Genomic DNA, 24,549 nt, shown 5'->3' with positions numbered 1-24,549 from the left:
GTGGAGTCGTTTCGATGCAGATCATACGTTGCGCCGCCCTGGCGGCGGCGCTCGCATTGCTCCCAGGCGTCGCCTATCCGCAGGGCAAGACCGCTCCCAAGGATGCCAAGCTTTATTTCATCACCCCGCGTGACGGGCAGAAGGTTCGCGGCGGGTTCTGGGTCCGGTTCGGCTTGCGCAACATGGGCGTGACGCACGCCGGCGACGAGTACCAGAACGCCGGCCATCATCATTTGCTGGTCGACGTCAAAGATCCCATCGATCCCAAGGAGCCAATCCCGCAGGACAAGTCGCATCTGCACTTCGGGGCGGGGCAGACCGAAACCCAGCTCGAACTTCCACCCGGCACGCACACGCTGCAATTGGTGCTGGGCGACGCGAAGCACTATCCGTTCGAGCCGCCCGTCGTATCGGAGAAGATCACCATACGCGTCAGGCAGCCGTACGAGCGCGGGAGATGATCACCGCAGGCTGGCGTTGAACTTGTCCAGCGCCGCCGAGCCCGGGCACAGCGTGTCCGCTTCCAGCGTATTGAGCGGCGTCTCGACAGTGTTGAGATGCGCGTGCAGGTCTTCCGCGTCGGGATCGACGTAGAGCAGACCGGTGACGATCTGGCCCTTGGCGGCGTGCTTCTGCAGGAAGGTCTGGGCGCCGAGCCGGTCGTGCGGGTCGTAATCCGCGTCGATCTTGCGCAGCGCGATCTTGCTACCGTCATGCTGCTCGACCACCTGCACCGTTCCCGGCGCGTAATCGACGGCGATGGGATCGCGGCCGACCAGCACGTCGAGCCGGTTCACGGCGTCATTGTGCTCGCGCACATAGTCGAAGCTCTTGGTCGAGCCGGCGTGGTTGTTGAAGGCGATGCAGGGGCTGATGACGTCGATGAAGGACGCGCCCTTGTGGCGGATCGCGGCGGCGATCAGCGGCACCAGCTGGGTCTTGTCGCCGGAGAACGAGCGCGCGACGAAGGTGGCCCCTAGCTGCAGCGCGATCGCGACGAGGTCGATCGCGTTGTCGGTGTTGGTGACGCCTTTCTTGGACTTCGAGCCGCGGTCGGCGGTCGCCGAGAACTGGCCCTTGGTCAGGCCGTAGACGCCGTTGTTCTCGACGATATAGGTCATGTTGACGCCGCGCCGGATCGAATGCGCGAACTGGCCGAAGCCGATCGAGGCGGAATCGCCGTCGCCGGAGACGCCGAGATAGATCAGGTCGCGGTTGGCGAGGTTGGCGCCGGTGAGCACGCTGGGCATGCGGCCGTGCACCGAGTTGAAGCCGTGCGAGTTGCCGAGGAAATAGTCCGGCGTCTTCGACGAGCACCCGATGCCCGAAATCTTCGCGACCCGATGCGGTTCGATCGAGAGCTCGTAGCAGGCCTCGATGATCGAGGCCGTGATCGAGTCATGGCCGCAGCCGGCGCACAGCGTCGAGATCTTGCCCTCGTAGTCGCGGTGCGTGTAGCCGAGCTCGTTCTTCTTGAGGCCCGGATGATGGAACTTCGGCTTTGCAATATAGGTCATGACACGGCCTTGCGGAGCGGGGTCACCTTGAGGTGATCCTGGTGGTCGCCAATGGCTTTTGCGATGAAACGGGCGGTGATCGGGGTACCGTCATAATGCACGATCGGCACGAGGCGCACCGGGTCGATGCCGTTCTCGTTGACGATGAGCTGGCGGAGCTGGGCGTCGCGGTTCTGTTCGACCACGTAGACGAAGTCGTGCTCGGCGAGGAAGCTCGCCACGCTCGAGTGGAACGGGAAGGCGCGGATGCGCAGGCGGTCGAGCTGATGCCCGCGCGCTTCCAGCAGGCCGATCGCCTCGTCCATCGCGGGCGAGGTCGAGCCGAAATAGATCACGCCATATTTGGTCGGCCGTTCCGCGTTGGCCTGGAGCGGGCGCGGGACCAGGTCCTGCGCGGTCTCGAACTTGCGCACCAGACGCTGCATGTTGTCGGCATAGACCGAGCCTTCCTCGGAGTAGCGCGCATAGCGGTCGCGCGAGGTGCCGCGGGTGAAATAGGAGCCCTTGGTCGGATGCGTGCCGGGATAGGTGCGGTAGGGAATGCCGTCACCGTCGACGTCGAGATAGCGGCCGAAGTCGCGACCTTCCTCCAGCATCTCCGTGGTCATCACCTTGCCGCGGTCATACTGTTTCGCGTCGTCCCACTTCAGCGGGCGGCAGAGACGGTGGTTCATCCCGATGTCAAGGTCGAGCATCAGGAAGATCGTGGTTTGGAGCCGCTCGGCAAGATCGAATGCGGCCGCCGCGAACTCGAAGGCCTCAGCCGGATCTTCCGGGAACAGCAGCACGTGCTTGGTGTCGCCATGCGAAGCATAGGCGCAGGCGATGATGTCGCATTGCTGGGTGCGGGTCGGCATGCCGGTCGAGGGACCGGCGCGCTGGATGTTCATGATCACGGCCGGGATCTCCGCGAAATAGGAGAGGCCGATGAACTCGGTCATCAAGGAGATGCCGGGGCCGGAGGTCGCGGTGAAGGCGCGGGCGCCGTTCCAGGAGGCGCCGATGACGATGCCGATCGAAGCCAGCTCGTCCTCGCCCTGCACGATGGCGTATTTGGCCTTGCCGGTCTCGGGATCGTGCCGGTACTTCTTGCAGTGGGCGGTGAAAGCTTCCGCCACCGACGAGGACGGCGTGATCGGATACCAGGCGCACACGGTGGCGCCGCCATAGACCGCGCCGAGCGCGGCGGCGCTGTTGCCCTCGATGAAGATGCGGTCGCCGACCTTGTCGGTTTTCTTCACCCGCAGCCCGATCGGGCATTTCAAATTCTGCAGCGCCCAGTCGCGGCCGAGATGCAGCGCATGGACGTTGGAGGAGAGCAGCTTCTCCTTGCCCTTGTACTGCTCGCCGATCAGCTGCTCGATCAGCTTCGGGTCCATGTCGAGCAGCGCCGAGAGGCTGCCCAGATAGATGATGTTCTTGAACAGCTGGCGCTGGCGCGGGTCGGTGTAGGTCGAGTTGGTGATCGCGGTGAGCGGCACGCCGATCACGGTGATGTCGTCACGGAATTTGGTCGACGGCATCGGCTTGGTGGAATCGTAGAACAGATAGCCGCCGGGCTCGATGCCGGCGACGTCCTTGTCCCAGGTCTGCGGGTTCATCGCCACCATCATGTCGACGCCGCCCCGGGCGCCGAGATGGCCGTCTTCCGTCACCCGCACCTCGTACCAGGTCGGCAGGCCCTGGATGTTGGAGGGGAAGATGTTGCGGGGGGAGACCGGAACGCCGTGACGCAGGATCGCGCGAGCGAACATCTCGTTGGCGCTGGCCGAGCCCGAGCCGTTGACGTTGGCGAAACGGACGACGAAGTCGTTTACGCTGCTGAGCGGCTTTTTGTCGGACATGTCGAACCTGCGTAAGTCATCTCGATGAAATATTTCTGCATGTCCCAGGCTCCGGTGGGACAACGCTCGGCGCACAGCCCGCAATGCAGGCAGACGTCCTCGTCCTTGACCATCACGCGCCCGGTCTTGAGGTCGCTGGAGACGTAGAGATCCTGGTCCGGATGCGGTGAGGGCGCCTTCAGGCGCTGGCGCAGGTCATTTTCCTCGCCGTTGTCAGTGAAGGTGATGCAATCCATCGGACAGATGTCGACGCACGCGTCGCACTCGATGCAGAGCGAGGTCGAGAACACGGTCTGGACGTCGCAGTTCAGGCAGCGCTCGGCTTCGCCCAGCGCCAGCTTGACGTCGTAGCCGAGCTCGACCTCGGTGCGGATGTCCTTCAGCGCGATCACCTTGTCGCGGTGCGGAACCTTGAAGCGCTTGTCGTTGGAGATGTCGTTGTCATAGCTCCATTCGTGGATGCCCATCTTCTGCGAGGAGATTTGCACCTCCGGCAGCGGCCGTTCGGTGATGTCGTCGCCCGAGAGCATCTTGTGGATCGACAGCGCGGCGTCGTGGCCCTGCGCCACGGCCCAGATGATGTTCTTCGGGCCGAACGCGGCGTCGCCACCGAAGAACACTTTCGGATTGGTCGAGACGAACGTCTTCGGATCGACCTTGGGCATGTGCCATTTGTCGAACTCGATGCCGCAATCCTGCTCGATCCAGGGGAAGGCGTTTTCCTGGCCGACCGCGACCAGCACGTCGTCGCAGGGAATGGTCTGATCGGGGTCGCCCGAAGGCACCAGATTGCGGCGGCCTTTGGCGTCGTATTCGGCTTTGACGTGCTGGAAGGTGACGCCGATGAGCTTGCCGGCGACATGCTTGAATGCCACCGGCACCATGTAGTTGAGGATCGGGATGTCCTCGTGGATCGCGTCTTCCTTCTCCCAGGGCGAGGCCTTCATCTCCTCGAAGCCGGAGCGCACAATGACTTTCACGTCTGCGCCGCCGAGGCGGCGCGCGGTGCGGCAGCAATCCATCGCGGTGTTGCCGCCGCCGAGCACGATCACACGCTTGCCGATCTTGTCGGTGTGGCCGAACGACACCGAGGATAGCCAATCGATGCCGATATGGATGTTGGCGGCAGCCTCCTTCCGGCCGGGAACGTCGAGCTCGCGTCCGCGCGGCGCGCCGGAGCCGACGAAGATCGCGTCGTATTTCTCCGCGAGCAGCGCCTTCATGCTCTCGATGCGATGACCGCCTTTGAACTCGACGCCGAGACCCAGGATGTAGCCGGTCTCCTCGTCGATGACCGAATTGGGCAGGCGGAATTTCGGGATTTGCGTGCGCATCATGCCGCCGGCTTCCGGATCGCCGTCGAACACCGTGCAGTGATAGCCGAGCGGGGCAAGATCGCGCGCCACCGTCAGCGAGGCGGGGCCACCGCCGACGAACGCAACGCGCTTGCCGTTCTTCGGCGAGGGGCGCGGCAGGCGCTGCCTGATGTCATCCTTGAAGTCGGCGGCGACGCGCTTGAGGCGGCAGATCGCCACTGGCGTCTCCTCGACGCGTCCGCGCCGGCACGCCGGCTCGCACGGACGATCGCACGTGCGTCCCAGAATTCCGGGAAACACGTTCGATTTCCAATTGATCATGTAGGCGTCGCTGTAGCGGCCTTGTGCGATCAGTCGGATGTATTCGGGAACCGGGGTGTGTGCAGGACAGGCCCACTGGCAATCGACCACTTTGTGAAAGTAGTCGGGGGCCGCGATATCGGTCGGTTTCATTCCTACCCTGTCCGCACAGGCCCAAAGACCCGGCGGCCTTTTCTTGAGCTTGGCGAACGCTAATGCGCGTCGATCTGGTTTATGAATGACGTCATTGGGTTAGCTTATTAGAACCGTTCCGAAGTACAACGGCAAATTTGCGCGATCACCTGCTTTCATAGGTGCTGCGCGCGCTCAGCATTAACGGCCGCACGCATGATGCGTGCGGTGCAATATGTTGCGTTGCGGATGGCCGCTAGCCGGGCGCGATATCGCTCTTCGCGAGATCCCACATCAGGCTGTAAGTGCCGACGGAGACAGGAAGCGGGAAGGGCGATGCGGCGGGGCCGGTGAACCGTTCGGCAATGACGGCGGAGACCGCGCCGACATGCGTGCCGTCGATCAGCACGAACCAGTCGTGCGCGCCCTCATTGCGCACCGCTGGAATGTCGGCCGTTGCGCCCGACAATTCCGGCTCGCTTTCGAGCAGATGCATCGAGATGATGCCCTCGCGGTCCCCGGGCGTCAGCTTTTCGTGCAGTGCATTACGCCATGTCCCGGCATTGTCGGCGCTCGGCCGCAGCCGCACCACACCGAGCGCTGCGCCGCGGCCGGTGCCCTTGCTGATGGTGATACGCGCGACCACGCGCAGCATGTTCTTGAAATGCGCCATGGTCCGCCGCGACCATTCGGTCTGGTTGGCGAGGCGGGCCCGGTAGGCGGGACTGTCGAGGACGTCGAGCGTCGCGGTCGAGTACAGCGAGAGATATTTGGGATTGGCGGCATGCGCGACATAGCGCCGCGCCTCCAGGAAACCCTCGATCGCGACGCGCTCTTCCAGATGCTCGCGATCGTACCAGCGGTTGAAATCGGCCTCATCTGGAACGTCGATGTTCATCGACGTCAGCAGCATGCCTTGCCCGGCGAGCGGCATTGTTCTTGTCCTTCCCATTCAGACCCTCATGGTGGGGAGCCACGAAGTGGCGTCTCGAACCATGAAGGCCCCGCTGCTACATCTCGGCCTGCAACCTTCGAGACGCGCTCCCTTGGAGCGCTCCTCAGGATGAGGAGGCAGATCTCTTGCGCGCGGCTTTCGACGCGAGATCGGCGATCGACTTCATGACAGCGTCCCGCACGCCGGCATCATAGAGCGAATGTCCGGCTTCTTCCACGATCCGAATCTCGGAACCCGGCCAAACTTTCGCAAGCCGCTCGGATGTCTCAGGAGGGCACAACAGATCGTAGCGGCCCTGCACGATGATGCCGGGAATGCCGGCGAGCTTGCCCGCATCCCGCAACAACTGGTTTTCCGTCATGAAGCTGTCGTGGACGAAATAATGCGCCTCCATGAACGGCGTCGCAGGCAGCGTGCGCCACACGTTCAGCGATGCGAGGTCCAGCCGCGTCTTGGCCGCCTTGTGCTCGGACAAGACGCGCTCGGTGTCGTGCCAGGCCCGCGCGGCGGGGCCATGCACGGCCGGATCGGCATCGAGGATGCGGCGCCAATAGGCGTCCACCGGGTGTGCGCGCTCATCGGGCGGCAGCACACTGAGAAAATCCTCGTAGAGCGCTGGATAGAATTGCGACAGGCGCGATGTGAAAGCGGTTTCGACCTCGGCACGGGTGCCCAGGAAGGTTGCGCGGAGCGCAATGCCGGAAACGCGGTCGGGATGGGCCTCGGCATAGGCCAATGCCAGCGTCGCGCCCCAGGAGCCGCCGACCACCATCCAGCGTTTGAAGCCGAATTTCTCGCGGATCTTCTCCATGTCCGCGATCAGATGCGCGGTGGTGTTGCGGTCCCGCGATCCCTTGGGCCGGCTGCGGCCGCAGCCGCGCTGGTCGAACAGCACGGCGCAGAAGCGGTCGGGATCGAACAGGCGGCGGTGATCCGGCTGGCAACCGCTGCCGGGCCCGCCATGCAGGTAGATCGCGGGGATGCCATCGGCGCGGCCGACGCTCTCGACATAGAGCTCGTGGCCGTCGCCGACGTCGAGCATGTCGGAGGTCAGCGGCGCAAAGGGATCGGCACGTTTGGCGGATGCGGCCGCATCGGCGTCAGGCATCATTCCCGGATTCCAGAGTGCCGCCGGCGAAATTGCGATAGAGGAAGCGGTTGGTCTCGCCCTCGGCCTCGCGCTCGGCCTGCTTGAAGATGGTCTCGTGCAGCGGCGACAGCGCGCAGGCCGGATCGGTGTTGGCGGCGTCGCCCGTCAGCGCAAAGGCCTGGCAGCGGCAGCCGCCGAAATCGATCTCGCGGAATTCGCAGGATTTGCACGGCTCCTTCATCCAGCCGGTGCCGCGATAGCGGTTGAAGGCATCCGAGTTCTGCCAGATCCAGGCGATCGAATGGTTGGAGCGTACCGACTCGAAATCGAGCCCGGTGATGCTCTCGGCAGCGTGGCAGGGCAGCACCTTGCCGGCCGGCGAGATGTTGAAGAACTGCCGGCCCCAGCCGCCCATGCACTTCTTCGGCCGCAGCGCGTAATAGTCGGGCACGACGTAGTCGATGGCGAGCGTACCCTTGAGCCGCTCGCGCGCTTCCTCGACGAGGCGGGTACACTCGTCGAGCTGCGCGACGGTCGGCATCAGCGCGGCGCGGTTCTTCAGCGCCCAGCCGTAATATTGCACATTGGCGACTTCGAGCCGGTCGGCGTCGAGGTCGATGGACATCTGGATGATCTCGGGGAGCTGATGCAGGTTCTGCCGGTGCATCACCGCGTTCACGGTGAGCGGCAGATCGAGCTCGCGGGTCCATTTCGCGACTTCGAGCTTCTTGCGGTGGCCGTTCTTGTAACCGGCGACACGATCGGCGAGGCCTTCCTCGACGCCCTGGAAACTGATCTGCACGTGGCAGAGCCCGGCATCGGCCAACTCGCTCAGCCGCTCGCGCGTCAGCAGCACGGCCGAGGTGATCAGATTGGTGTAGAGCCCGACGTCGCTGGCATGCTTGACCAGCTCGACGAGGTCTTTCCGCGCCGTCGGCTCGCCGCCGGAGAAATGCACCTGGAGCACGCCGATCTCGGCGAGCTCACTCAAGACCTTCTTCCACTCCTCGGTCGTCAGTTCCTTGCCGGAGCGGTCGAGCTCGACCGGGTTGGAGCAATAGGGGCATTGCAGCGGGCAGCGATGGGTGATCTCGAGCAGCACCGCGAGCGGAATGCCGAACGTCTCCGCCGTCGAGCGGCTCTTCTCCAGCACCGCCAGGCTGTCGCTGGCATCGGGCGGGATGGCGGGATGGCCGAGCACATCGCTCATGACGTCTTCTCCCGGGCCTCGGTGAGGAAGCCCTTGTCGGCGAGATCCTGGAGCATGACGATGACGTCCGCCAGGATCGCCTCGCGCGGCGCGGCGTATTTCGCGGCCAGCAGGTCGGCAACGTCCCCGACATTGCGCTCGCCATCGCAGAGCTGCAAGACCTCGACCGCGATCTCATCGGGCGCCAGCACCCGTTCCGGCGCCAGGATCACCCAGACCTTGCGCGTCTCGTCATATTTCAGCTTGGCATGCCGCGGCAGCACCGGGCGGCTTGCCTCGCTGACGCTGATGTTCCGCGGCCCGGCCATTGCGCTTGTCCCTCAGCTCGCCTTTTTAGTATCTTTGGGCACGAACGCGCCCGGCGGAATGTGGCCCTCGACATAGGCGTGCTGGAGTGCGTCCAGCTGCACCCACAGCACGTTGGTCTTGAAGATCAGCGCGTTGCAGACCTGCGCGCGCTGCTCGGGCGTCGTGGCATGCGCCTTGACATAGTCGAGCGCGAAACCGGCATCGCGCGGCGCCTGCGCCAGCCGCCGCTTGAAGTAGCTCATGATGTCGGGGTTGACGAAGTCGTAGTGCTCCAGCATGCCGGAGATGCGCTCCTCGTGCAGGTTCGGCGCGAACAATTCGGTGAGCGAGGAGGCGATTGCCTCCAGCGGGCTCTTCTCGCGGCAGTAATGAACATAGGCTTCGACCGCGAAGCGCGTCGCCGGCAGGATGCCTTCGGTCGATTCCACATAAGCCGTGTCGAGGCCGAGGCCTTCGGTCAGCTTCAGCCAGCGCTCGATGCCGCCCTCGGATCCGACGTCGCCGTCATGGTCCTCGATGCGGTGGCGCCATTCCAGCCGCGTGGCGCGGTCGCGGAAGCGCGAGATCACCACGGCGTCCTTGATCGGGATCGTGCTCTGGTAATAGTAGCGGTTCAGCGCCCAGGCCTGCACCTGGCCCTTGTTCAGCTTGCCGCCGTGCAGCAGCTTATGAAACGGATGCAGGCTGTGATAGCGCGTCGCGCCGATATGGCGCAGCGTCGCCTCAAGCTCCTCGGCCGAGTTGAGCCTGATGTCCTTGCCGATCGAGAGTGCGGTCATTCCAGTCAGTGACGCGGCATTCACAGCACGATCTCCGTTCCGTCGGCGGGTATCTGCCAGCCCGCGGCCTCGAGCGCTTTACGCTCCGGCGTATCAGGCAGCAGCGCCGGATTCGAGTTATTGATATGCAGAAACATCTTCCTGTCGAGAGTGAGGTCGGCGAGGCGCGCGATCGCGCCATCGTGACCGGACATCGCGACATGGCCCATGCTCTTGCCGGTCTTCTGGCCGAGCCCGGCCCTGATCATCTCGTCATCCTGCCAGACGGTGCCGTCGAAGAACACCAGCGCGGCGCCGTCGATCTCGGCCTTGAGCGCGTCGGTCACCTCGGCGCAGGCGGCGATGAAGTAGAAGCACTTGCCGGTTGATTTGTCCGTGATCTTCAGACCCAGCGTATCGCCGTCGCCGGTCTCGCCGCCCGGATGCGCCTTGCCTTCCAGATACCACGCCGACTTGCCGGATACCGCGAAGGGCAGCACCTCTATCCCTGAGCGCGCGCCATCAGGCAGCCGCGGCTCGAACGGCTCGTGGAGGGAAATCGGCTGGCGCTGTACGTTCTTCTCGTTCAGGACGTTGAAGATGCTGTTGCTCTTCAGGATCGCCAGCACCTTCTGATGTGCATAGACCGTGAAGGGCGAGCCCTCGCGCATCGACAGCAGACCCGCCACGGCATCGACTTCGCTGTTGGTCAGGATCACGCCTGCAACAGGCGTGTGGCGCAGCGCGCCGGCCTTGGGATGCAGCCGCGGCGTGGCGTTCAATTGCTGGCGAAGATCGGGGGAGGCGTTGATCAGGAACCAGTGCTCGCCGTCGCCACTGAACGCGACCGAGGCCTGGGTTCTCTGAAGCTCATGGCCATTTTCACGGGCCGCCCGGCAGCCCTCGCACCCGCAATTCCATTGCGGGACCCCGCCGCCGGCCCCGGCGCCCAGGACGACGACGCGAAGCATAATACGTCTCCTGGAGGGAACGTCGCGAGGTGGATCTCAGGCCGACACGGCTGCCGACAAAGCTCATGTCTTCCGGAAACCGATCGTGACCGAAAGATCCACCTGCGCAGAAACCACCAACCGCTTACTTGCGGGTGGCGCTCACATACATGTTGATTTCCATGCCACAGGGCACTTCGACGATCTTTGGGGCTTTCCAAGCCATTTTGGCTCTCCATTTTCACGAATTCGGACGTATCCGCCCAACGGTTAAAGTAATGCGAGCGGAAAAGTTCGCTAGTGAAATCTTCCCGAGAAAGTCATGTTGCGCCGCGACAAATGATGGTGGAACATCACTTCCCGTGATGCTGCCTTGCGCATGGCGCATTCGGTCGCGAACCCTGTCCTGATAAAGCAGTTGTGAGTGCAGTGCAGCTTTCAATCCGGTACAGGCCTCCCAATTTGGACCCTCGTGATGCCCAGATACTTCTTCAACACCCGCATCGGCGACGAATTGATCGTGGATCCCGACGGAGAGGACCTGCGTAACCCCGATCGCGCCTGGGAGGTCGCCCGCCAGATGATCCTGGAGGTGGTGAAGTCGGAGGGCGCCCAGCCGGCACTCATGGAGGCCGTCATCGAGGTGACCGACGACGACGGGGAGATCGTGCTCGAATTCCCCTTCACCGAGGCCCTGCTGGACATGCCGGACGAGTCCGCGACCAGGCATTGAGGCCCCAGCTCTCTCCCCGTCATTGCGAGGAGCCCTTGCGACGAAGCCATCCAGACTGTCTCCGCGGAGGGATTCTGGATTGCTTCGCTGCGCTCGCAATGACGGAGAATGAGACGCCACCCCGACGCCAAACCCGCTCTTCCTCCCCGCGAAATCCGCATGGCTTTGCCGCGTTCCCGGCGCTAAAAGACGCCGGTTAAACGGAGCAAGCCATGCAAGATCTCTGGCGCCTGTCGGCCGCCGACCTCGCTACCCTCGTCAAATCCAAAAAGGTCTCCGCCAGGGAGGCGGCCAAGGCCGGTTTGGCCCGCCTGGACGCCGTCAATCCCCAGCTCAACGCGGTGATCGACCACCGGCCGGAGGACGTGCTCAAGCAGGCTGACGCCGTCGATGCCGCCATCGCCCGGGGAGAAGATCCCGGTGTGCTCGCCGGCGTGCCCGTCACCATCAAGGCCAATGTCGACCAGGAAGGCTTTGCCACCACCAACGGCCTGAAACTCCAGCGCGACCTGATCGCGCGCGAGGACAATCCGGTGGTCGCCAATTTCCGCAAATCCGGCGCCATTCTCCTTGGCCGCACCAATTGCCCGGCCTTTTCCTATCGCTGGTTCACCACCAATCTGGTCCATGGCGACACCAAGAATCCCCGCGACGCCTCGCTGACGCCGGGCGGCTCGTCCGGCGGCGCCGGCTCGGCGGTCGCGGCCGGCATCGGCCATATCGCCCACGGCACCGACATCGCCGGCTCGATCCGCTATCCCGCCTATGCCTGCGGCGTGCACGGGCTGCGCCCGACCTTGGGCCGTATCCCCGCCTTCAACCCGGCGCTGCCGGAGCGTCCGATCGGGCCGCAGATCATGGCCGTGTCGGGCCCGCTGGCGCGCACGGTCAACGATCTCAGGATCTCGCTCGAAGCCATGTCGGCCCGCGACATCCGCGATCCCTGGTTCGTGCCGGTCCCACTGCAAGGCCCCGCGCGGCCGAAGCGCGCCGCAATCTGCCTCAATCCGGACGGCCTTGCGACCACACCGGAGGTGAAGGCCGCCGTGACTGACGCCGGCAAGCGGCTGGAGCGTGCCGGCTGGACTGTCGAGGCCATCGAGAACACGCCGCCGATGCGTGAGGCGGTCGAGTGGCAGAGAAAACTCTGGCTCGGCGACGGCTATGAGGCGCAGCTGGAGATGGCTGAGCGCGAAGGCGATCCCGGTGCGCTGGCCTGCCTGCGTGGCAATCGCGCCAAGGTCACGCCGATGGACCAGGCGGACTACGCCAAGGCGCTCACGCGACGCGCCACGCTGACCCGCGACTGGATGCTGTTCTTCGAAAAATATGCCGTGGTGCTCACGCCGGTGTCCGGCGAGCTGCCGTTCCCCGATCATCTCGACCGCAAGGACAACGAATCCTTCGAGCGCGTCTGGGAGGCGCAGATGCCGCAAATCGCAACCCCGTTCATGGGACTGCCGGGCCTCGTCGTCTCTACCGGTCTGGTCGGCAAGGCGCCTGTCGGCGTGCACATCGTGTCCGGCCGCTATCGTGAGGATCTGTGTCTGCTCGCAGGCGAAGCGATCGAGGCGGGCGGCGTGCCGCCGTCGCCGATCGATCCAGTGGGTTAGCGATGTCTGTGATCTACGACTTCAAGGCCAACTCGCTTCTCGGCGAGGAGGTGCCCATGCGCCGTTTCGAAGGGCAGGTGCTGCTGATCGTCAACACCGCGAGCAAATGCGGCTTCACGCCGCAATATCGCGGGCTCGAGGATCTCTATCGCGACCTCTCGCCGCGCGGCTTCTCGGTGCTCGGCTTTCCCTGCAACCAGTTCGGCGCGCAGGAGCCTGGGCAGGCGAGCGAGATCCAGGCATTCTGCTCGACCAACTACGACGTCACCTTTCCCCTGTTCGAGAAGATCGACGTCAACGGCGCCCACGCGCACCCTCTGTATGAGTACCTGAAACGCCAGCAATCCGGCCTGCTGGGCGCCTCCATCAAATGGAATTTCACCAAATTCCTCGTGGACCGTGCCGGCAAGGTGACCGCACGCTACGCGCCGACCGCACGGCCCGAAGGATTGCGGCAGCAAATCGAGATCCTGTTATGAGCGAGACAATCATGAGCGACGAATTTCCGGACCGCCTGTCGGTCGACCCGAACAGCCCCTATTACAACGCGGATATTCTTTCGCGCGACGTCGGCATCCGCTTCAAGGGTGTCGAGAAGACCAATGTCGAGGAGTACTGCATCAGCGAAGGCTGGGTCCGCGTCGCCGCCGGCAACGCCAAGGACCGCTACGGCAATCCGCTGACCATCAAGGTGCATGGTCCGGTCGAGCCGTACTTTCGAGACAAGAAGTAAGCGCGCCGCGCTCTCTCCTCGTCATTGCGAGCGACTTGTCCGCCATAGCTCGAAGAGCGACGGCGGAAGCGAAGCAATCCAGAATCTTTCCACAGTGACAGTCTGGATTGCTTCGTCGCTTCGCTCCTCGCAATGACGAAAATAACCACCGAAGGCTGAACCCCATGTCCGTCCGCATCGTTGACGTCCGCGAGATCACGAAGCCGATCTCTTCGCCGATCCGCAACGCCTATATCGACTTTACCAAGATGACGACGAGCCTCGTTGCCGTCGTCACTGACGTCGTCCGCGACGGCAAGCGCGTCGTCGGTTACGGCTTCAACTCCAACGGCCGCTACGGGCAGGGCGGCCTGATCCGCGAGCGCTTTGCCTCGCGCATCCTGGAGGCTGATCCGAAGTCGCTGCTGAATGCGGCCGGTGACAATCTCGACCCCGACAAGGTCTGGGCCACGATGATGACCAACGAGAAGCCGGGCGGCCATGGCGAGCGCTCGGTCGCGGTCGGCACCATCGACATGGCGGTGTGGGACGCGGTGGCGAAGATCGCAGGCAAGCCGCTGTTCCGCCTGCTCGCCGAACGGCACGGCGTGACCGCCAATCCGCGCGTCTTCGTCTACGCCGCCGGCGGCTATTATTATCCCGGCAAGGATCTCTCGATGCTGCGCGGCGAGATGCGCGGCTATCTCGATCGCGGCTACAACGTCGTGAAGATGAAGATCGGCGGCGCGTCGATCGAAGACGACCGTACCCGAATCGAGGCGGTGCTGAAGGAGATCGGCAAGGATGCGCAGCTCGCGGTCGATGCCAATGGCCGCTTCGATCTCGAGACCGGCATCGCCTACGCAAAAATGCTGCGGGACTATCCGCTGTTCTGGTACGAGGAGGTCGGGGATCCTCTCGACTATGCGCTGCAGGCCGCGCTCGCCGAATTCTATCCCGGCCCGATGGCCACGGGCGAAAACCTGTTCAGCCACCAGGACGCGCGCAATCTCATCCGCTACGGCGGCATGCGTCCGGATCGCGACTGGCTGCAATTCGACTGCGCGCTGTCCTACGGCCTCTGCGAATACCAGCGCACGCTGGAGGTCCTGAAAACCTACGGCTGGTCGCCGAGCCGCTGCATCCCGCACGGCGGCCACCAGATGTCCCTCAACATCGCCGCCGGCCTCGGCCTCGGCGGCAACGAGAGCTATCCCGACCTGTTCCAGCCCTACGGCGGCTTCCCGGATGGTGTGCGCGTCGAGAACGGCCACATCACCATGCCCGACCTGCCGGGCATCGGCTTCGAAGGCAAGTCGGACCTCTACAAGGAAATGAAGGCGCTGGCGGAGTAGCTCACTCTGACGCGGCCACACCTCCGTCATTGCGAGCGCAGCGAAGCAATCCAGAAACTTTCCGCGGAGACAGTCTGGATTGCTTCGCTTCGCTCGCAATGACGAGGCCGCACGAGCGGCCGCCCCTACGACAACCGCATATCCAGCAGCCTTCGCCCCTCGCCCTTCAGCAGCTTCTTCACCGCGCTGGACGCGACGACCTCGCCGTCATTGGCGTAGGCTTCGTGGTTCTTCTCGATGTCGTCGAGGCGGTAGAGGTAGTTGACCATCACGCCGGCGGACTCGCGCGCGCCTTTCGGCGAGAGGTCGCCGAGCCAGTTGATGCGCTCGAGCCGTGCGCCGTTGCCGAGGTGGAAGCGGGCGACGGAATCGATCAGCTTGCCCTTCGGCGTGCGCGCCTTCAGGAAGTAATAGGCCGCGAGCGGCTCGATCACGGTGCGGAGCAGCGTGGTCGTCTCGGGGTTCTCGAACCATTTGGGATCGTCGAGGCGCTTCAGGATCTCGCGGTCCTCGTCCGAGAGCGGCAGGTCCTTGTCCTGCTTCACCCACTGCATGAAGCCAGGCACCGGCGACAACGTCACGAAGGTGTCGAGTTTTGGCGTCTCGCGGCGCAGCTCTTCCACCACCTGCTTGATCAGGAAGCTGCCGAAGGAGATGCCGCCAAGGCCGCGCTGGGTGTTGGAGATCGAATAGAACACTGCGGTGCGCGCGCGCTCGATCGGCAGATGCTGGCGGTCCACCGCCAGCAGCGGCGCGATCGCACCGGGGATCGTCTCGGTCAGCGCGACCTCGACGAAGATCAAGGGTTCGTCGACCATGGCCGGATGGAAGAATGCGTAGCAGCGCCGATCGACCGGATCGATGCGGCGGCGCAGGTCGTCCCAGTCGCTGATCTCGTGCACGGCTTCGTAACGGATGATTTTTTCGAGGATGTTGGCCGGGGTCGACCAGTCAATCCGGCGCAGCACGAGAAACCCCCTGTTGAACCACGACGAGAGAAGATGCGAGACATCGCGATCGAGCGCGGCGAGATCGGTGTGACCGTTCATCATGCCGAGCAGATCGGCGCGCATGTTGACGAGATCGCCGGTGCCGCCCGGCGCGCGGTTGAGACGGCGGATCAACTCCTGCCGGCGCGGCTCGGAGGCGAAGTGCAGCGAGCTTGCGTCTTCGTCACTGGGCCTGGCGCGCCATTTTTCGATCGCCTTGGACAGGCGTTCGCGATCGGGGCCGAAATCGCGCACCAGGGCTTCGAAGAAGGCGCGGCGTCCTGCCGCATCCAACTCCTGGTAGATGTCGAGCACCTCACGCGCCATGGCAGTGCCCGAAGCTTCGCCACGACCGGACAGCAGCGCACCGCAGAGCTCGATCAGGCCTTCGGCATCGTGCTTGGTGTCGGCGGAATCCCCGCGGCGCAACAGCGTGCGGCCGCGATCGGAGATGGTGGCGAGCAGGTCTGAGAAGAAGGCGTTGGCCATCTGGTCTTTTCGATTCCGGTTTGTGCGCTGCGGAAGCTTACACGGGATTTAGGCGGAAGCCGATCACAATCAAGCAGGGGAATTTTGTATCTTTCGTGGTGCCAAGCGCCACCAGGAAAGCTGTCATGTCCCGCGAAGGCCGTTGCGCTCCACAACCGCTGTCATGCCCCGGCTTGACCGGGGCATCCAGTACGCCGCGGCGTCTCGGTTCTAGCCTCGCGGCCTCGGAGTACTGGATCGCCCGGTCAAGGGCCGGGCGATGACACCGAGTGTGAGGCGGCGGCGACACCGAGGAGGAGCAGCAACCCTACTTCCCCGCGAACTCCGTCGGCGTCCGCCCCGTCACCTGACGGAATGCTGCCGAAAACGCCGGCACGCTGGCATAGCCGAGCTGGGTGGCGAGCTGCTTCACCGACACATTGGCGTCGGTCGACAGCCGCTGGATCGCTGCCGCAACCCTTGCGCGCTGGCACCAGCTCTTGAAGCTCAATTGCGTCTCGGTCGAAAACAGCCGCGACAGCGTACGCGCGGAGGTTCCGACCTCGCGCGCCAGCGTGTCGATGTCGTGCAGGCCGGTGGGATCGTCGAGCACGATCATCGCGGCACGCCGGCAGCGCGGCTCATGCGGCAGCGGCACGAAGGTCGCGGAATCCTCGGCCTGGTGCAATTCCAGCATCACCAGGCGGACCAGCAGCTCGGTCCGCTCCTCGGTGTTGCGGGCGTCGAACAGCGCCAGGATCGCCTGGTTCAGCAGCGGCGATACCCGCACCACGAATTCCTTGGTGAGCCCCTCATAGCGTTGCTCGCGCTTGAGCCAGGGCAGGTCGAAATACAGCGTGCGCATCTCGATGTCGGCGAGCAGGTCGATGGCGTGCTCAAGCCCGGCCGGCACCCAGACGGCGCGGTCCGGCGGCACCAGCCAGCGTCCCCCGGGCGTCGTCACCTGCATCGTGCCCTTGGCGGCATAGATCAGCTGCGCCTCGCGGTGCATGTGCAGATCGATCCGCATGCCCTTGGGATAGTCGCGGGCGACGAGGTGCACACCCGCGGGCGAGCGATGGTTGCTCCGGACCTCCCTGAGAATTGGCGTTTCGACGACAGTCATTGGCAGCATCCCGTCATGCCCAGGACATATAACTCATTTCGGAGCAGGAGAGGATTCGGAATGAACAGCCCCAGCCGGGTGATCAGTTTCGTCAACGCAGGCCATTTCATCGACCATTATGCGATGCTGATTTTCGCCGCCGCCGTGATCATCATGGGGCCGGCGCTCGGCATGGCCTATTCGGAACTTCTGCCCTATGCGACGCCGGGTTTCGTCGCCTTCGGCGCGGGCTCGCTGCTCACCGGCTGGCTCGGCGACCGCTGGAGCCGCCGCCACATGATGCTGATCTTCTTCGTCGGCATCGGTGCTTCCATGATCTCGGTCGGCTTCGTGCAGACCCCGGCACAGCTCGGCGCGGCGCTGTTCGCGATCGGCATTTTTGCCTCGATCTATCACCCCGTCGGCACCGCGATGATCGTGTCCTATGCCGACCGGCTCGGCCGCGAGATGGGGATCAACGGCGTCTGGGGCAATCTCGGCGTTGCGTCGTCCGCGCTGGTCACCGGCGTGATCGGCCAGTATCTCGGCTGGCGTTTTGCCTTCATCGTGCCCGGTGTCGTCACCATCATGATCGGCATCGCCTTTGCGATGATGGTCGTGCACGAGGACCGCAAGGGCTCGAAGCAGGCGGCTGCGCAGGCGCGCGTGGCGAAGAAAGACATGTGGCGCGTGATCCTGTCGCTGCTGATCGTCGTGATCGCGATCTCCACGACCTTCAACGCCGTCACCGTCGCGCTGCCAAAGCTGTTCGCGGAGCGGCTTGCGGATCTCACCAAGAGCCCGGCGCTGCTCGGTGTCATCGCCGCCTGCGTCTACGTGTTCGGCGCGATGACGCAGTACACGATCGGCCGGCTGCTCGACCGCTATTCGCTGAAGACGGTGGCGCTGCCGCTGTCCTTCATGCTGGCGCCGTTCCTTTATCTCGCCGCGAGCCTGTCCAATCTGCCGTTGATCCTGGTCTCGATCGGCATCGTCATGGGCGCGTTCGGGCAGGTCACGGTGAACGATGCCATGGTCGGCAAATACACCAGCGAGGAATGGCGCTCGCGCGCCTATGCGGTGCGCTATTTCATCGGCTTCACCGCCGCGGGCGCCTCCGTCGGCCTGGTCGCCTGGCTCTACGAGCAGGGCGGCTTCGTCACCATGCTGCACGCCTTCGCCGCGCTCTGCCTGCTCGCGATCGCCGCCGCGATCATCCTGCCGCGCGAGATCAGGACGCCGCAGGCCGCGTGAGGCAACGGTCTCGTGTGCCGAACGCGCTGCAACGCGTAGCGTTGCTGCGCAGAGCCGGGATCCAGCGGCCGCGAATTCCCGTGCTGCATGGGCCCCGGCTCTGCAGCGCACCGCCGATGGGGCGCTGCGCTGCGTCCGGGGCACGAGTGTGCGCTGTAAGGCCAACACTCACTCCCCGTCATTGCGAGCGCAGCGAAGCAATCCAGAATCTTTCCGCGGAGGGACTCTGGATTGCTTCGCTGCGCTCGCAATGACGGGGGATGGACGGGCGCCTCGCCTGACGACTGCCGACGATGCCATTCTGCCAGTGTTTTGCCCGACGGAGCAAGTCGATTCGGAAAGTTCGAAGTTTTCTTAAGCTTTTTCAACGGCATCTCTACTGTGCATGGGGTTGTTTTCGCACTTTCTGTTTTTGACCCCTCAAACCCCGCCGCAAGCGATGGGAACCCGCTCCACGTCCCGCGGGTTCTATCCCCGTAGCCCCGACATCGGGGTGAGCGAAGGGGGAAAGAGACCTGCATGCAGTGGAGCCTGCTCCGACCGGTCGGCCTTGTCCCCGCGGCGCTTGTCCTCACCACCATTGCGGCCCTCGCGGAGGGCGGCAAACCGGCCGGTCCCTCGGAATTCCTTCTGGTGGCGCAGATCGTGCTGCTGATCGCCGTCGGCCGGGGCCTCGGCGAGATCATGCAGCGGATCGGCCAGCCCTCGGTGATCGGCGAGCTGCTTGCAGGCATCCTGCTGGGACCGTCGCTGTTCGGCTGGATCTGGCCGGAGGCGCAGCACGCGATCTTTCCGAAGACACCCGAGCAGAAGGCGATGATCGACGGCATCGCCCAGTTTGGCATCCTGCTGCTGTTGCTCCTGACCGGGATGGAGACTGGTCCGGAAGGTCGGCAAGGCCGCAATCGCGATCTCGATCGCCGGCATCCTCGTGCCCTTCGCCTGCGGTTTTGCGCTCGGCGAGTTCCTGCCTGATGCGCTGTTGCCCGATCCGCAAGCCCGCCTCGTGGCCTCGCTGTTCATGGGCACGGCGCTGTCGATCTCGTCGGTGAAGATCGTCGCGGTGGTCGTGCGCGAGATGAATTTCATGCGTCGCAATGTCGGCCAGATCATCGTCGCCACCGCCGTCATCGACGACACGATCGGCTGGATCATCATCGCGGTGATCTTCAGCCTTGCCTCGCATGGTACGCTGGATATCGCCTCGGTGGCGAAAGCCGTGCTCGGCACGCTGGCCTTCCTCGCCATCAGCTTCACCATCGGCCGCCGGCTGGTGTTTCAGCTCATCCGCTGGGCCAACGACAATCTCGTCAGCGCGGCGGCGGTCATTACGGTCATTCTGCTGCTGATGTGCGTCATGGCGCTGATCACGCACCTGATCGGCGTCCACACCGTACTCGGCGCCTTCGTCGCCGGCATCCTGGTCGGCGAATCCCCGATCCTGACCAGGCAGATCGACGAGCGCCTGCGCGGCCTGATCTCGAGCTTCTTCATGCCCGTGTTCTTCGGCCTCGCCGGCCTCAGCGCCGATCTCTCGGTGCTTCGTGATCCCAATCTGCTGATGCTCACCGGCTTGCTGGTCGTGATCGCCAGCGTCGGCAAGTTCGGCGGCGCTTTTGTCGGGGGCACCCTGGGCGGCCTGAACACGCGGGAGTCGCTTGCGCTCGCGAGCGGGATGAACGCGCGCGGCTCGACCGAGGTGATCATCGCGACCATCGGCCTGTCCATCGGCGTGCTCAGCCAGAACCTGTTCACGATGATCGTGACCATGGCGATCGTGACCACGATGGCGATGCCGCCGATGCTGCGCGCGGCGCTGGGAAGGCTGCCGATGAACAAGGAGGAGAAGGAGCGGCTGGAGCGGGAACAATTCGAGAAACGCGGCTTCGTCGCCAATCTCGAACGTCCCTTGCTGGCCGTGGACGAGAGTGTCAACGCCACCTTCGCCGCGCATGTCGCCGGCCTGATCGCCGGCATCCGCGGCTTGCCGATTACCGTGCTGCACATCGGCAAGCCGAAGGAGCAGGAGAAGGGCCGCGACGAGGGGGAGAGCCACGAAGCCGTCGTGAAGAAGGCCGCCGAAACCGTGTCCGCCCGCGGCGAGGGCGATGCCGGCAGCGTCGATGTCGTCACTCGGGCGCAGCGCGCCGAGCTCGGCCCGACGATCGCCGAGGAAGCGCGGAAGGGGTTTGACCTGCTCGTCGTCGGCGTTGACAAGGTTGCTGCGACCAAGGACCGTTTCGATCGCAGGATCGAGGACATCGTTGCCGAATTTGAGGGGCCGCTCGCGATCGTCGCCGCCAAGGGCAAGCATCTGAAGCAGCCGATGCCCGACGCGCTCAACATCCTCGTTCCGGTCTCCGGCAGCGGCGTCTCCAAGCGCGGCGCCGAGGTCGCGGTCGCACTGGCGCAGGCCGGATCAGGCTCGCTCCGGGTGATCTATGTCGCGACGACGCGCGACAAGGGCGCGCAACGCGGCGCCTCGCGCGGCCTGAGTCAGGAGACGGGCATCCTGAAGGATACCAGCGATCTCGCCGCCCGCTACGACGTCGACATCACCACGACACTGCGCGTGAACCGGGCGCCGGAGGCGGCGATCCTGCGCGAGATCGACACCACCGATATCGATCTCGTGGTAATGGGCGTCGATCGCATCCAGGGCGACCATCTCTCATTCGGCGGCGTCGCCGATGCCGTGCTGAGGCAGTCGAAAGTCTCGGTGCTGCTGCTGTCGAGCGGCGAGGCGCGGCAGGTGCCAGCGAAGAATGCCTAGGGTTTCACCTCGGCCACCGGTTGCGCCTTCGGCGGCTTCTTCGATGTACGCCAGTTCTCGAACCGCTGCACCACCATGAAGAAGGCCGGCACGAACAGCACCGCAAGGCAGGTCGAGGCCAGCATGCCCGAGAATACGGTGATGCCGATCGACTTGCGGGCGCTGGCGCCGGCGCCGGTCGCGATCACCAGCGGCACCACGCCGAGGATGAAGGCGAACGACGTCATCAGGATCGGCCGGAAGCGGGCGCGCGCCGCCTCGATCGCGGATTCCAGCACCGGCTTGCCGTCGCGGTTGTGCAGCTCGAGTCCGACCTCGACGATCAGGATCGCGTTCTTGGCCGACAGCGCGATCAGCAGGATCAGGCCGATCTGGCAATAGAGGTTGTTGTCGATCTTCAAGGCGTTGAGGACCAGCATGGGCCCGATCAGCGACAGCGGCACCGCGAGGATCACCGATATCGGCGCGTACCAGCTCTCGTACTGGCCGGCGAGCACGAGATAGACCAGCAGCATGGCAAGGCCAAACACCCAGTAGATCTGGTTCGAGACGGCCTTTTCCTGATAGGACATCGCGGTCCACTCATAGCCCGTGCCCGGCGGCAGCGTCTTGTCCGCGATCTCCTCCATCAGCTTCAGCGCCTGTCCTGACGAATAGCCCTGCGCCGGCAGGCCGACGATGGTCGAGGAAGGGTAGAGGTTGTAGAGGCTGATCAGCGACGGGCCGGTGGCCGGCGTGATCGTGGCGACGGTGCCGATCGGGATCATGTCGCCGTTCGAGTTGCGTACCTGCATGTTGGCGATATCGCGCTCGGTGACGCGGAATGCCGGATCGGCTTGCGTATAGACCTGGAACACGCGTCCGAACTTGTTGAACTGATTGACATAGGACGAGCCGAGATAGGTCGACAGCGCCGCGAACACCTGATCGGTGGTGACGTGCAGCGTCTGGGTCTTGATGCGGTCGATCTCGACGTTGAACTGCGGCACCGACGAGCGGAACGAAGACGATACGCGCTGCAACGCGCTCTGGCTCTGGGCGTTGGAGACCATCGCGCCGGTGATGGCCTGGAGCTTTGCAAAATCGCTGTTGCCGTCACGCAGCTCGACCTGCATCGAGAAGCCGGCCGCGTTGCCGATGCCCTGGATCGGCGGCGGCGGCAACACCAGGGTGCGTGCCTCCATGATGGTCGCGAGCTTGTCGTTCAGCCCGTAGACCAGCGAACGCAGATCCTCGCCGGGTCCTTTGCGCGCCGACCAGTCCTTCAGGATGATGTAGGCGACGCCGGCATTGGCAAGGCTGGCGCTGTTGTCGAGCGCGGAGATGCCGGCGATGGTGATAACCTGCTGGACTCCAGGGGTGCCCTTGATGATATCGGCGGACCTGTCGAGCACCGTCTGGGTTCGTTCCAGCGAAGCGCCGTCGGGCAGTTGCACGGCCGCGATCAGATAGCCCTGGTCCTCGATCGGCAGGAAGCCGGTCGGCACCCGCGACAGGCCGTAGCCGCCGATCCCGATCAGCACCAGTGCGAATGCGACCGAGATCGTGCTGTTCCTGCACAGCACGCCGATGAGGCGCGTGTAGCCCCGCTCGACACGGTTATAGACGGCGTTGAAGCCGCGGTAGAAGAAATTGCGCTGCTCCGGCGGCACCGTCGGCCGCAGCCAGAGCGCGCATTGCGTCGGCTTCAGCGTGGCCGCGTTGATGGCGGATAGTAGCGCGGTCGCCGCGATCACCAGCGCGAATTGCGAATAGATGCGCCCGGTGAGGCCGGCGAGGAACGAGGCCGGCAGGAACACCGAGATCAGCACCAGGGTGATGCCGACGATCGGCGCGAACAGCTGGTCCATTGCCCTGATCGCGGCGTCGTGGCCGTTCATGCCCTGCTCGATGTTGTGCGCGGCGCCTTCGACCACGACGATGGCGTCGTCGACGACGATGCCGATCGCGAGCACGATCGCGAACAGCGTCGACATGTTGATGGTAAAGCCGAGCGCCGCCATCGCCGCGAAGGCGCCGATGATCGTCACCGGCACGGTGGTCGCCGGCACCAGCATCGCGCGCCAGTCCTGCAAGAACACCAGGATCACGACCAGCACAAGCAGGCCGGCCTCGATCAGCGTCATGTAGACCTCGTGCACCGAGGCCTCGACGAATTTGGTGGTGTCGAACGGCGTGTCGTATTTGATGCCTTCGGGGAATCGTTTGGCGAGCTCCGCCATCTTCTTCTCGACGGCCTGCTCGACCTGGAGGGCGTTGGCGCCCGGCGACTGGAACACGCCGATGCCGGTGGCCGGCTGATTGTTCAGCGAGAAGATCTGGCTGTAGGTCTGCGCGCCCAATTCGACCCAGCCGACGTCGCGCACGCGCGTGACGTCGCCGCTGGTGCCTGATTTGACGATGATGTTCTCGAACTGGGTGGTGTCGTCGAGGCGGCCGTTGACGTTGAGCGTGTACTGGAACGCCTGGCCCGGCGGCGTCGGCGGCGCGCCGACCTGGCCGGCCGAGACCTGCTGGCTCTGCTGCTGGATCGCCGTGACGACGTCCGACGGCATCAGTCCGCGGACCTGGAGCTTGTTCGGATCGAGCCACACCCGCATCGAATACTGGCCGGCGCCGAACACCGTGACGTTGCCGACGCCGGGCAGGCGCGAAAGCTCGTCGCGGATGTTGATGGTGGCGTAGTTGCTCAGATAAAGGCTGTCGAACGTCTTGTCCGGCGAGGTCAGCGTCACGAACAGCAGGATCGAGGTCGATTTTTTCTGGACGGTGACGCCCTGGTTCTGCACGGAGGTCGGCAGCTGCGACAGCGCGCTGGAGACGCGGTTCTGCACCAGCACCTGCGCGAAGTTGAGGTCGGTGCCGATCTTGAAGGTCACGGTCAGCGTATAGGTGCCGTCGGAGCCGCTGTAGGACTGCATGTAGAGCATGTCCTCGACGCCGTTGACCTGCTGCTCGATCGGCAGCGCGACGGTGTCGATCACGGTCTTGGCGCTGGCGCCGGGATAGCGCGTGGTGACCTGCACCGTCGGCGGCACCACGTCGGGATATTGCGCGACCGCGAGGTTGAACAGCGCGACGCCGCCGATCAGGATCATCAGAAGCGCGATGACGTTCGAGAGGACCGGCCGCTCGATGAAGAATTTCGAGATCATGGCTGGCGCCC

At 64.4% G+C, this 24,549-nt stretch carries 20 protein-coding genes and 1 pseudogene; 8 read left to right on the top strand and 13 right to left on the bottom strand.

Features of this window, described 5'->3' with window-relative positions; all coding sequences use genetic code 11:
* Positions 1-14 precede the first annotated feature (14 nt).
* On the top strand, positions 15-461 hold the full coding sequence (locus ACKWRH_RS36015) for a DUF4399 domain-containing protein (RefSeq protein ID WP_445217399.1): 447 nt from the start codon (positions 15-17) through the stop codon (positions 459-461).
* Here the strand turns inward: ACKWRH_RS36015 and ACKWRH_RS36010 are convergent, their stop codons facing one another.
* The 10 genes from ACKWRH_RS36010 to pqqA form a co-directional block, all read right to left on the bottom strand.
* Complete coding sequence (locus ACKWRH_RS36010) at positions 462-1,517, bottom strand: 2-oxoacid:ferredoxin oxidoreductase subunit beta (protein ID WP_014492810.1); 1,056 nt, start codon at positions 1,515-1,517, stop codon at positions 462-464.
* Positions 1,514-3,361, bottom strand: coding sequence for a 2-oxoacid:acceptor oxidoreductase subunit alpha (locus ACKWRH_RS36005; RefSeq protein ID WP_014492811.1), 1,848 nt, complete (start codon positions 3,359-3,361; stop codon positions 1,514-1,516). The genes ACKWRH_RS36010 and ACKWRH_RS36005 overlap by 4 nt, the downstream gene beginning before the upstream one ends.
* Complete coding sequence (locus ACKWRH_RS36000) at positions 3,331-5,130, bottom strand: FAD-dependent oxidoreductase (RefSeq protein ID WP_445217398.1); 1,800 nt, start codon at positions 5,128-5,130, stop codon at positions 3,331-3,333. The genes ACKWRH_RS36005 and ACKWRH_RS36000 overlap by 31 nt, the downstream gene beginning before the upstream one ends.
* Before the next feature lie 235 nt (positions 5,131-5,365).
* Positions 5,366-6,043: a hypothetical protein gene (locus ACKWRH_RS35995; protein ID WP_445217397.1), complete on the bottom strand. Its 678-nt coding sequence runs from the start codon at positions 6,041-6,043 to the stop codon at positions 5,366-5,368.
* A gap of 124 nt (positions 6,044-6,167) precedes the next feature.
* On the bottom strand, positions 6,168-7,175 hold the full coding sequence (gene pip, locus ACKWRH_RS35990) for a prolyl aminopeptidase (RefSeq protein WP_445217396.1): 1,008 nt from the start codon (positions 7,173-7,175) through the stop codon (positions 6,168-6,170).
* Positions 7,165-8,364, bottom strand: coding sequence for a pyrroloquinoline quinone biosynthesis protein PqqE (gene pqqE, locus ACKWRH_RS35985; protein ID WP_445217395.1), 1,200 nt, complete (start codon positions 8,362-8,364; stop codon positions 7,165-7,167). The genes pip and pqqE overlap by 11 nt, the downstream gene beginning before the upstream one ends.
* Positions 8,361-8,672: a pyrroloquinoline quinone biosynthesis peptide chaperone PqqD gene (gene pqqD / locus ACKWRH_RS35980; RefSeq protein ID WP_231143265.1), complete on the bottom strand. Its 312-nt coding sequence runs from the start codon at positions 8,670-8,672 to the stop codon at positions 8,361-8,363. The genes pqqE and pqqD overlap by 4 nt, the downstream gene beginning before the upstream one ends.
* Positions 8,673-8,684: 12 nt before the next feature.
* Positions 8,685-9,452, bottom strand: coding sequence for a pyrroloquinoline-quinone synthase PqqC (gene pqqC / locus ACKWRH_RS35975; protein ID WP_445222536.1), 768 nt, complete (start codon positions 9,450-9,452; stop codon positions 8,685-8,687).
* A gap of 20 nt (positions 9,453-9,472) precedes the next feature.
* Entirely contained in the window at positions 9,473-10,402 is a 930-nt protein-coding gene (pqqB, locus tag ACKWRH_RS35970) for a pyrroloquinoline quinone biosynthesis protein PqqB (protein WP_445217394.1), read from the bottom strand.
* A 124-nt stretch (positions 10,403-10,526) separates the two neighbouring features.
* Positions 10,527-10,607, bottom strand: a complete 81-nt coding sequence (pqqA, locus tag ACKWRH_RS35965; protein ID WP_007595659.1) for a pyrroloquinoline quinone precursor peptide PqqA — start codon at positions 10,605-10,607, stop codon at positions 10,527-10,529.
* 249 nt (positions 10,608-10,856) lie between these two features.
* Here pqqA and ACKWRH_RS35960 point away from each other — a divergent pair, with 249 nt between their 5' ends.
* From ACKWRH_RS35960 to tarD, 5 genes are all read left to right on the top strand, one after another.
* Positions 10,857-11,114: a DUF6894 family protein gene (locus ACKWRH_RS35960; RefSeq protein WP_028147036.1), complete on the top strand. Its 258-nt coding sequence runs from the start codon at positions 10,857-10,859 to the stop codon at positions 11,112-11,114.
* A gap of 212 nt (positions 11,115-11,326) precedes the next feature.
* A complete protein-coding gene (locus tag ACKWRH_RS35955; RefSeq protein WP_445217393.1) occupies positions 11,327-12,727 on the top strand; it encodes an amidase family protein in 1,401 nt (466 codons plus the stop codon).
* Between the two features lie 2 nt (positions 12,728-12,729).
* A complete protein-coding gene (locus ACKWRH_RS35950) occupies positions 12,730-13,206 on the top strand; it encodes a glutathione peroxidase (RefSeq protein WP_445217392.1) in 477 nt (158 codons plus the stop codon).
* Positions 13,203-13,460: a DUF3297 family protein gene (locus ACKWRH_RS35945; protein WP_282522899.1), complete on the top strand. Its 258-nt coding sequence runs from the start codon at positions 13,203-13,205 to the stop codon at positions 13,458-13,460. The genes ACKWRH_RS35950 and ACKWRH_RS35945 overlap by 4 nt, the downstream gene beginning before the upstream one ends.
* 164 nt (positions 13,461-13,624) lie before the next feature.
* Entirely contained in the window at positions 13,625-14,794 is a 1,170-nt protein-coding gene (tarD, locus tag ACKWRH_RS35940; RefSeq protein WP_445217391.1) for a D(-)-tartrate dehydratase, read from the top strand.
* Positions 14,795-14,919: 125 nt separating this feature from the next.
* Here the strand turns inward: tarD and ACKWRH_RS35935 are convergent, their stop codons facing one another.
* Entirely contained in the window at positions 14,920-16,272 is a 1,353-nt protein-coding gene (locus ACKWRH_RS35935; protein WP_445217390.1) for a malonyl-CoA decarboxylase, read from the bottom strand.
* Positions 16,273-16,579: 307 nt separating this feature from the next.
* Positions 16,580-17,386: an AraC family transcriptional regulator gene (locus ACKWRH_RS35930; RefSeq protein ID WP_445217389.1), complete on the bottom strand. Its 807-nt coding sequence runs from the start codon at positions 17,384-17,386 to the stop codon at positions 16,580-16,582.
* Positions 17,387-17,437: 51 nt separating this feature from the next.
* Between ACKWRH_RS35930 and ACKWRH_RS35925 the strand changes: the two genes are divergently transcribed.
* Together ACKWRH_RS35925 and ACKWRH_RS35920 are read left to right on the top strand one after the other, a co-directional pair.
* Entirely contained in the window at positions 17,438-18,610 is a 1,173-nt protein-coding gene (locus ACKWRH_RS35925) for an MFS transporter (RefSeq protein WP_445217388.1), read from the top strand.
* A 519-nt stretch (positions 18,611-19,129) separates the two neighbouring features.
* Positions 19,130-21,383 (top strand): annotated as a pseudogene (locus ACKWRH_RS35920) (cation:proton antiporter domain-containing protein).
* Here ACKWRH_RS35920 and ACKWRH_RS35915 read toward each other — a convergent pair.
* The gene (locus ACKWRH_RS35915) at positions 21,380-24,538 is read right to left on the bottom strand and encodes an efflux RND transporter permease subunit (RefSeq protein ID WP_445217387.1); all 3,159 of its coding nucleotides are present in this window, start codon (positions 24,536-24,538) and stop codon (positions 21,380-21,382) included. The pseudogene ACKWRH_RS35920 and the gene ACKWRH_RS35915 sit on opposite strands and share 4 nt — an antisense overlap.
* Positions 24,539-24,549: the final 11 nt, after the last annotated feature.

It is taken from the genome of Bradyrhizobium sp. Pa8 (genome assembly GCF_052588265.1).
The sequence above is the reverse complement of the archived record's forward strand: the minus strand, read 5'-3'. Positions and strand labels throughout refer to the sequence as shown.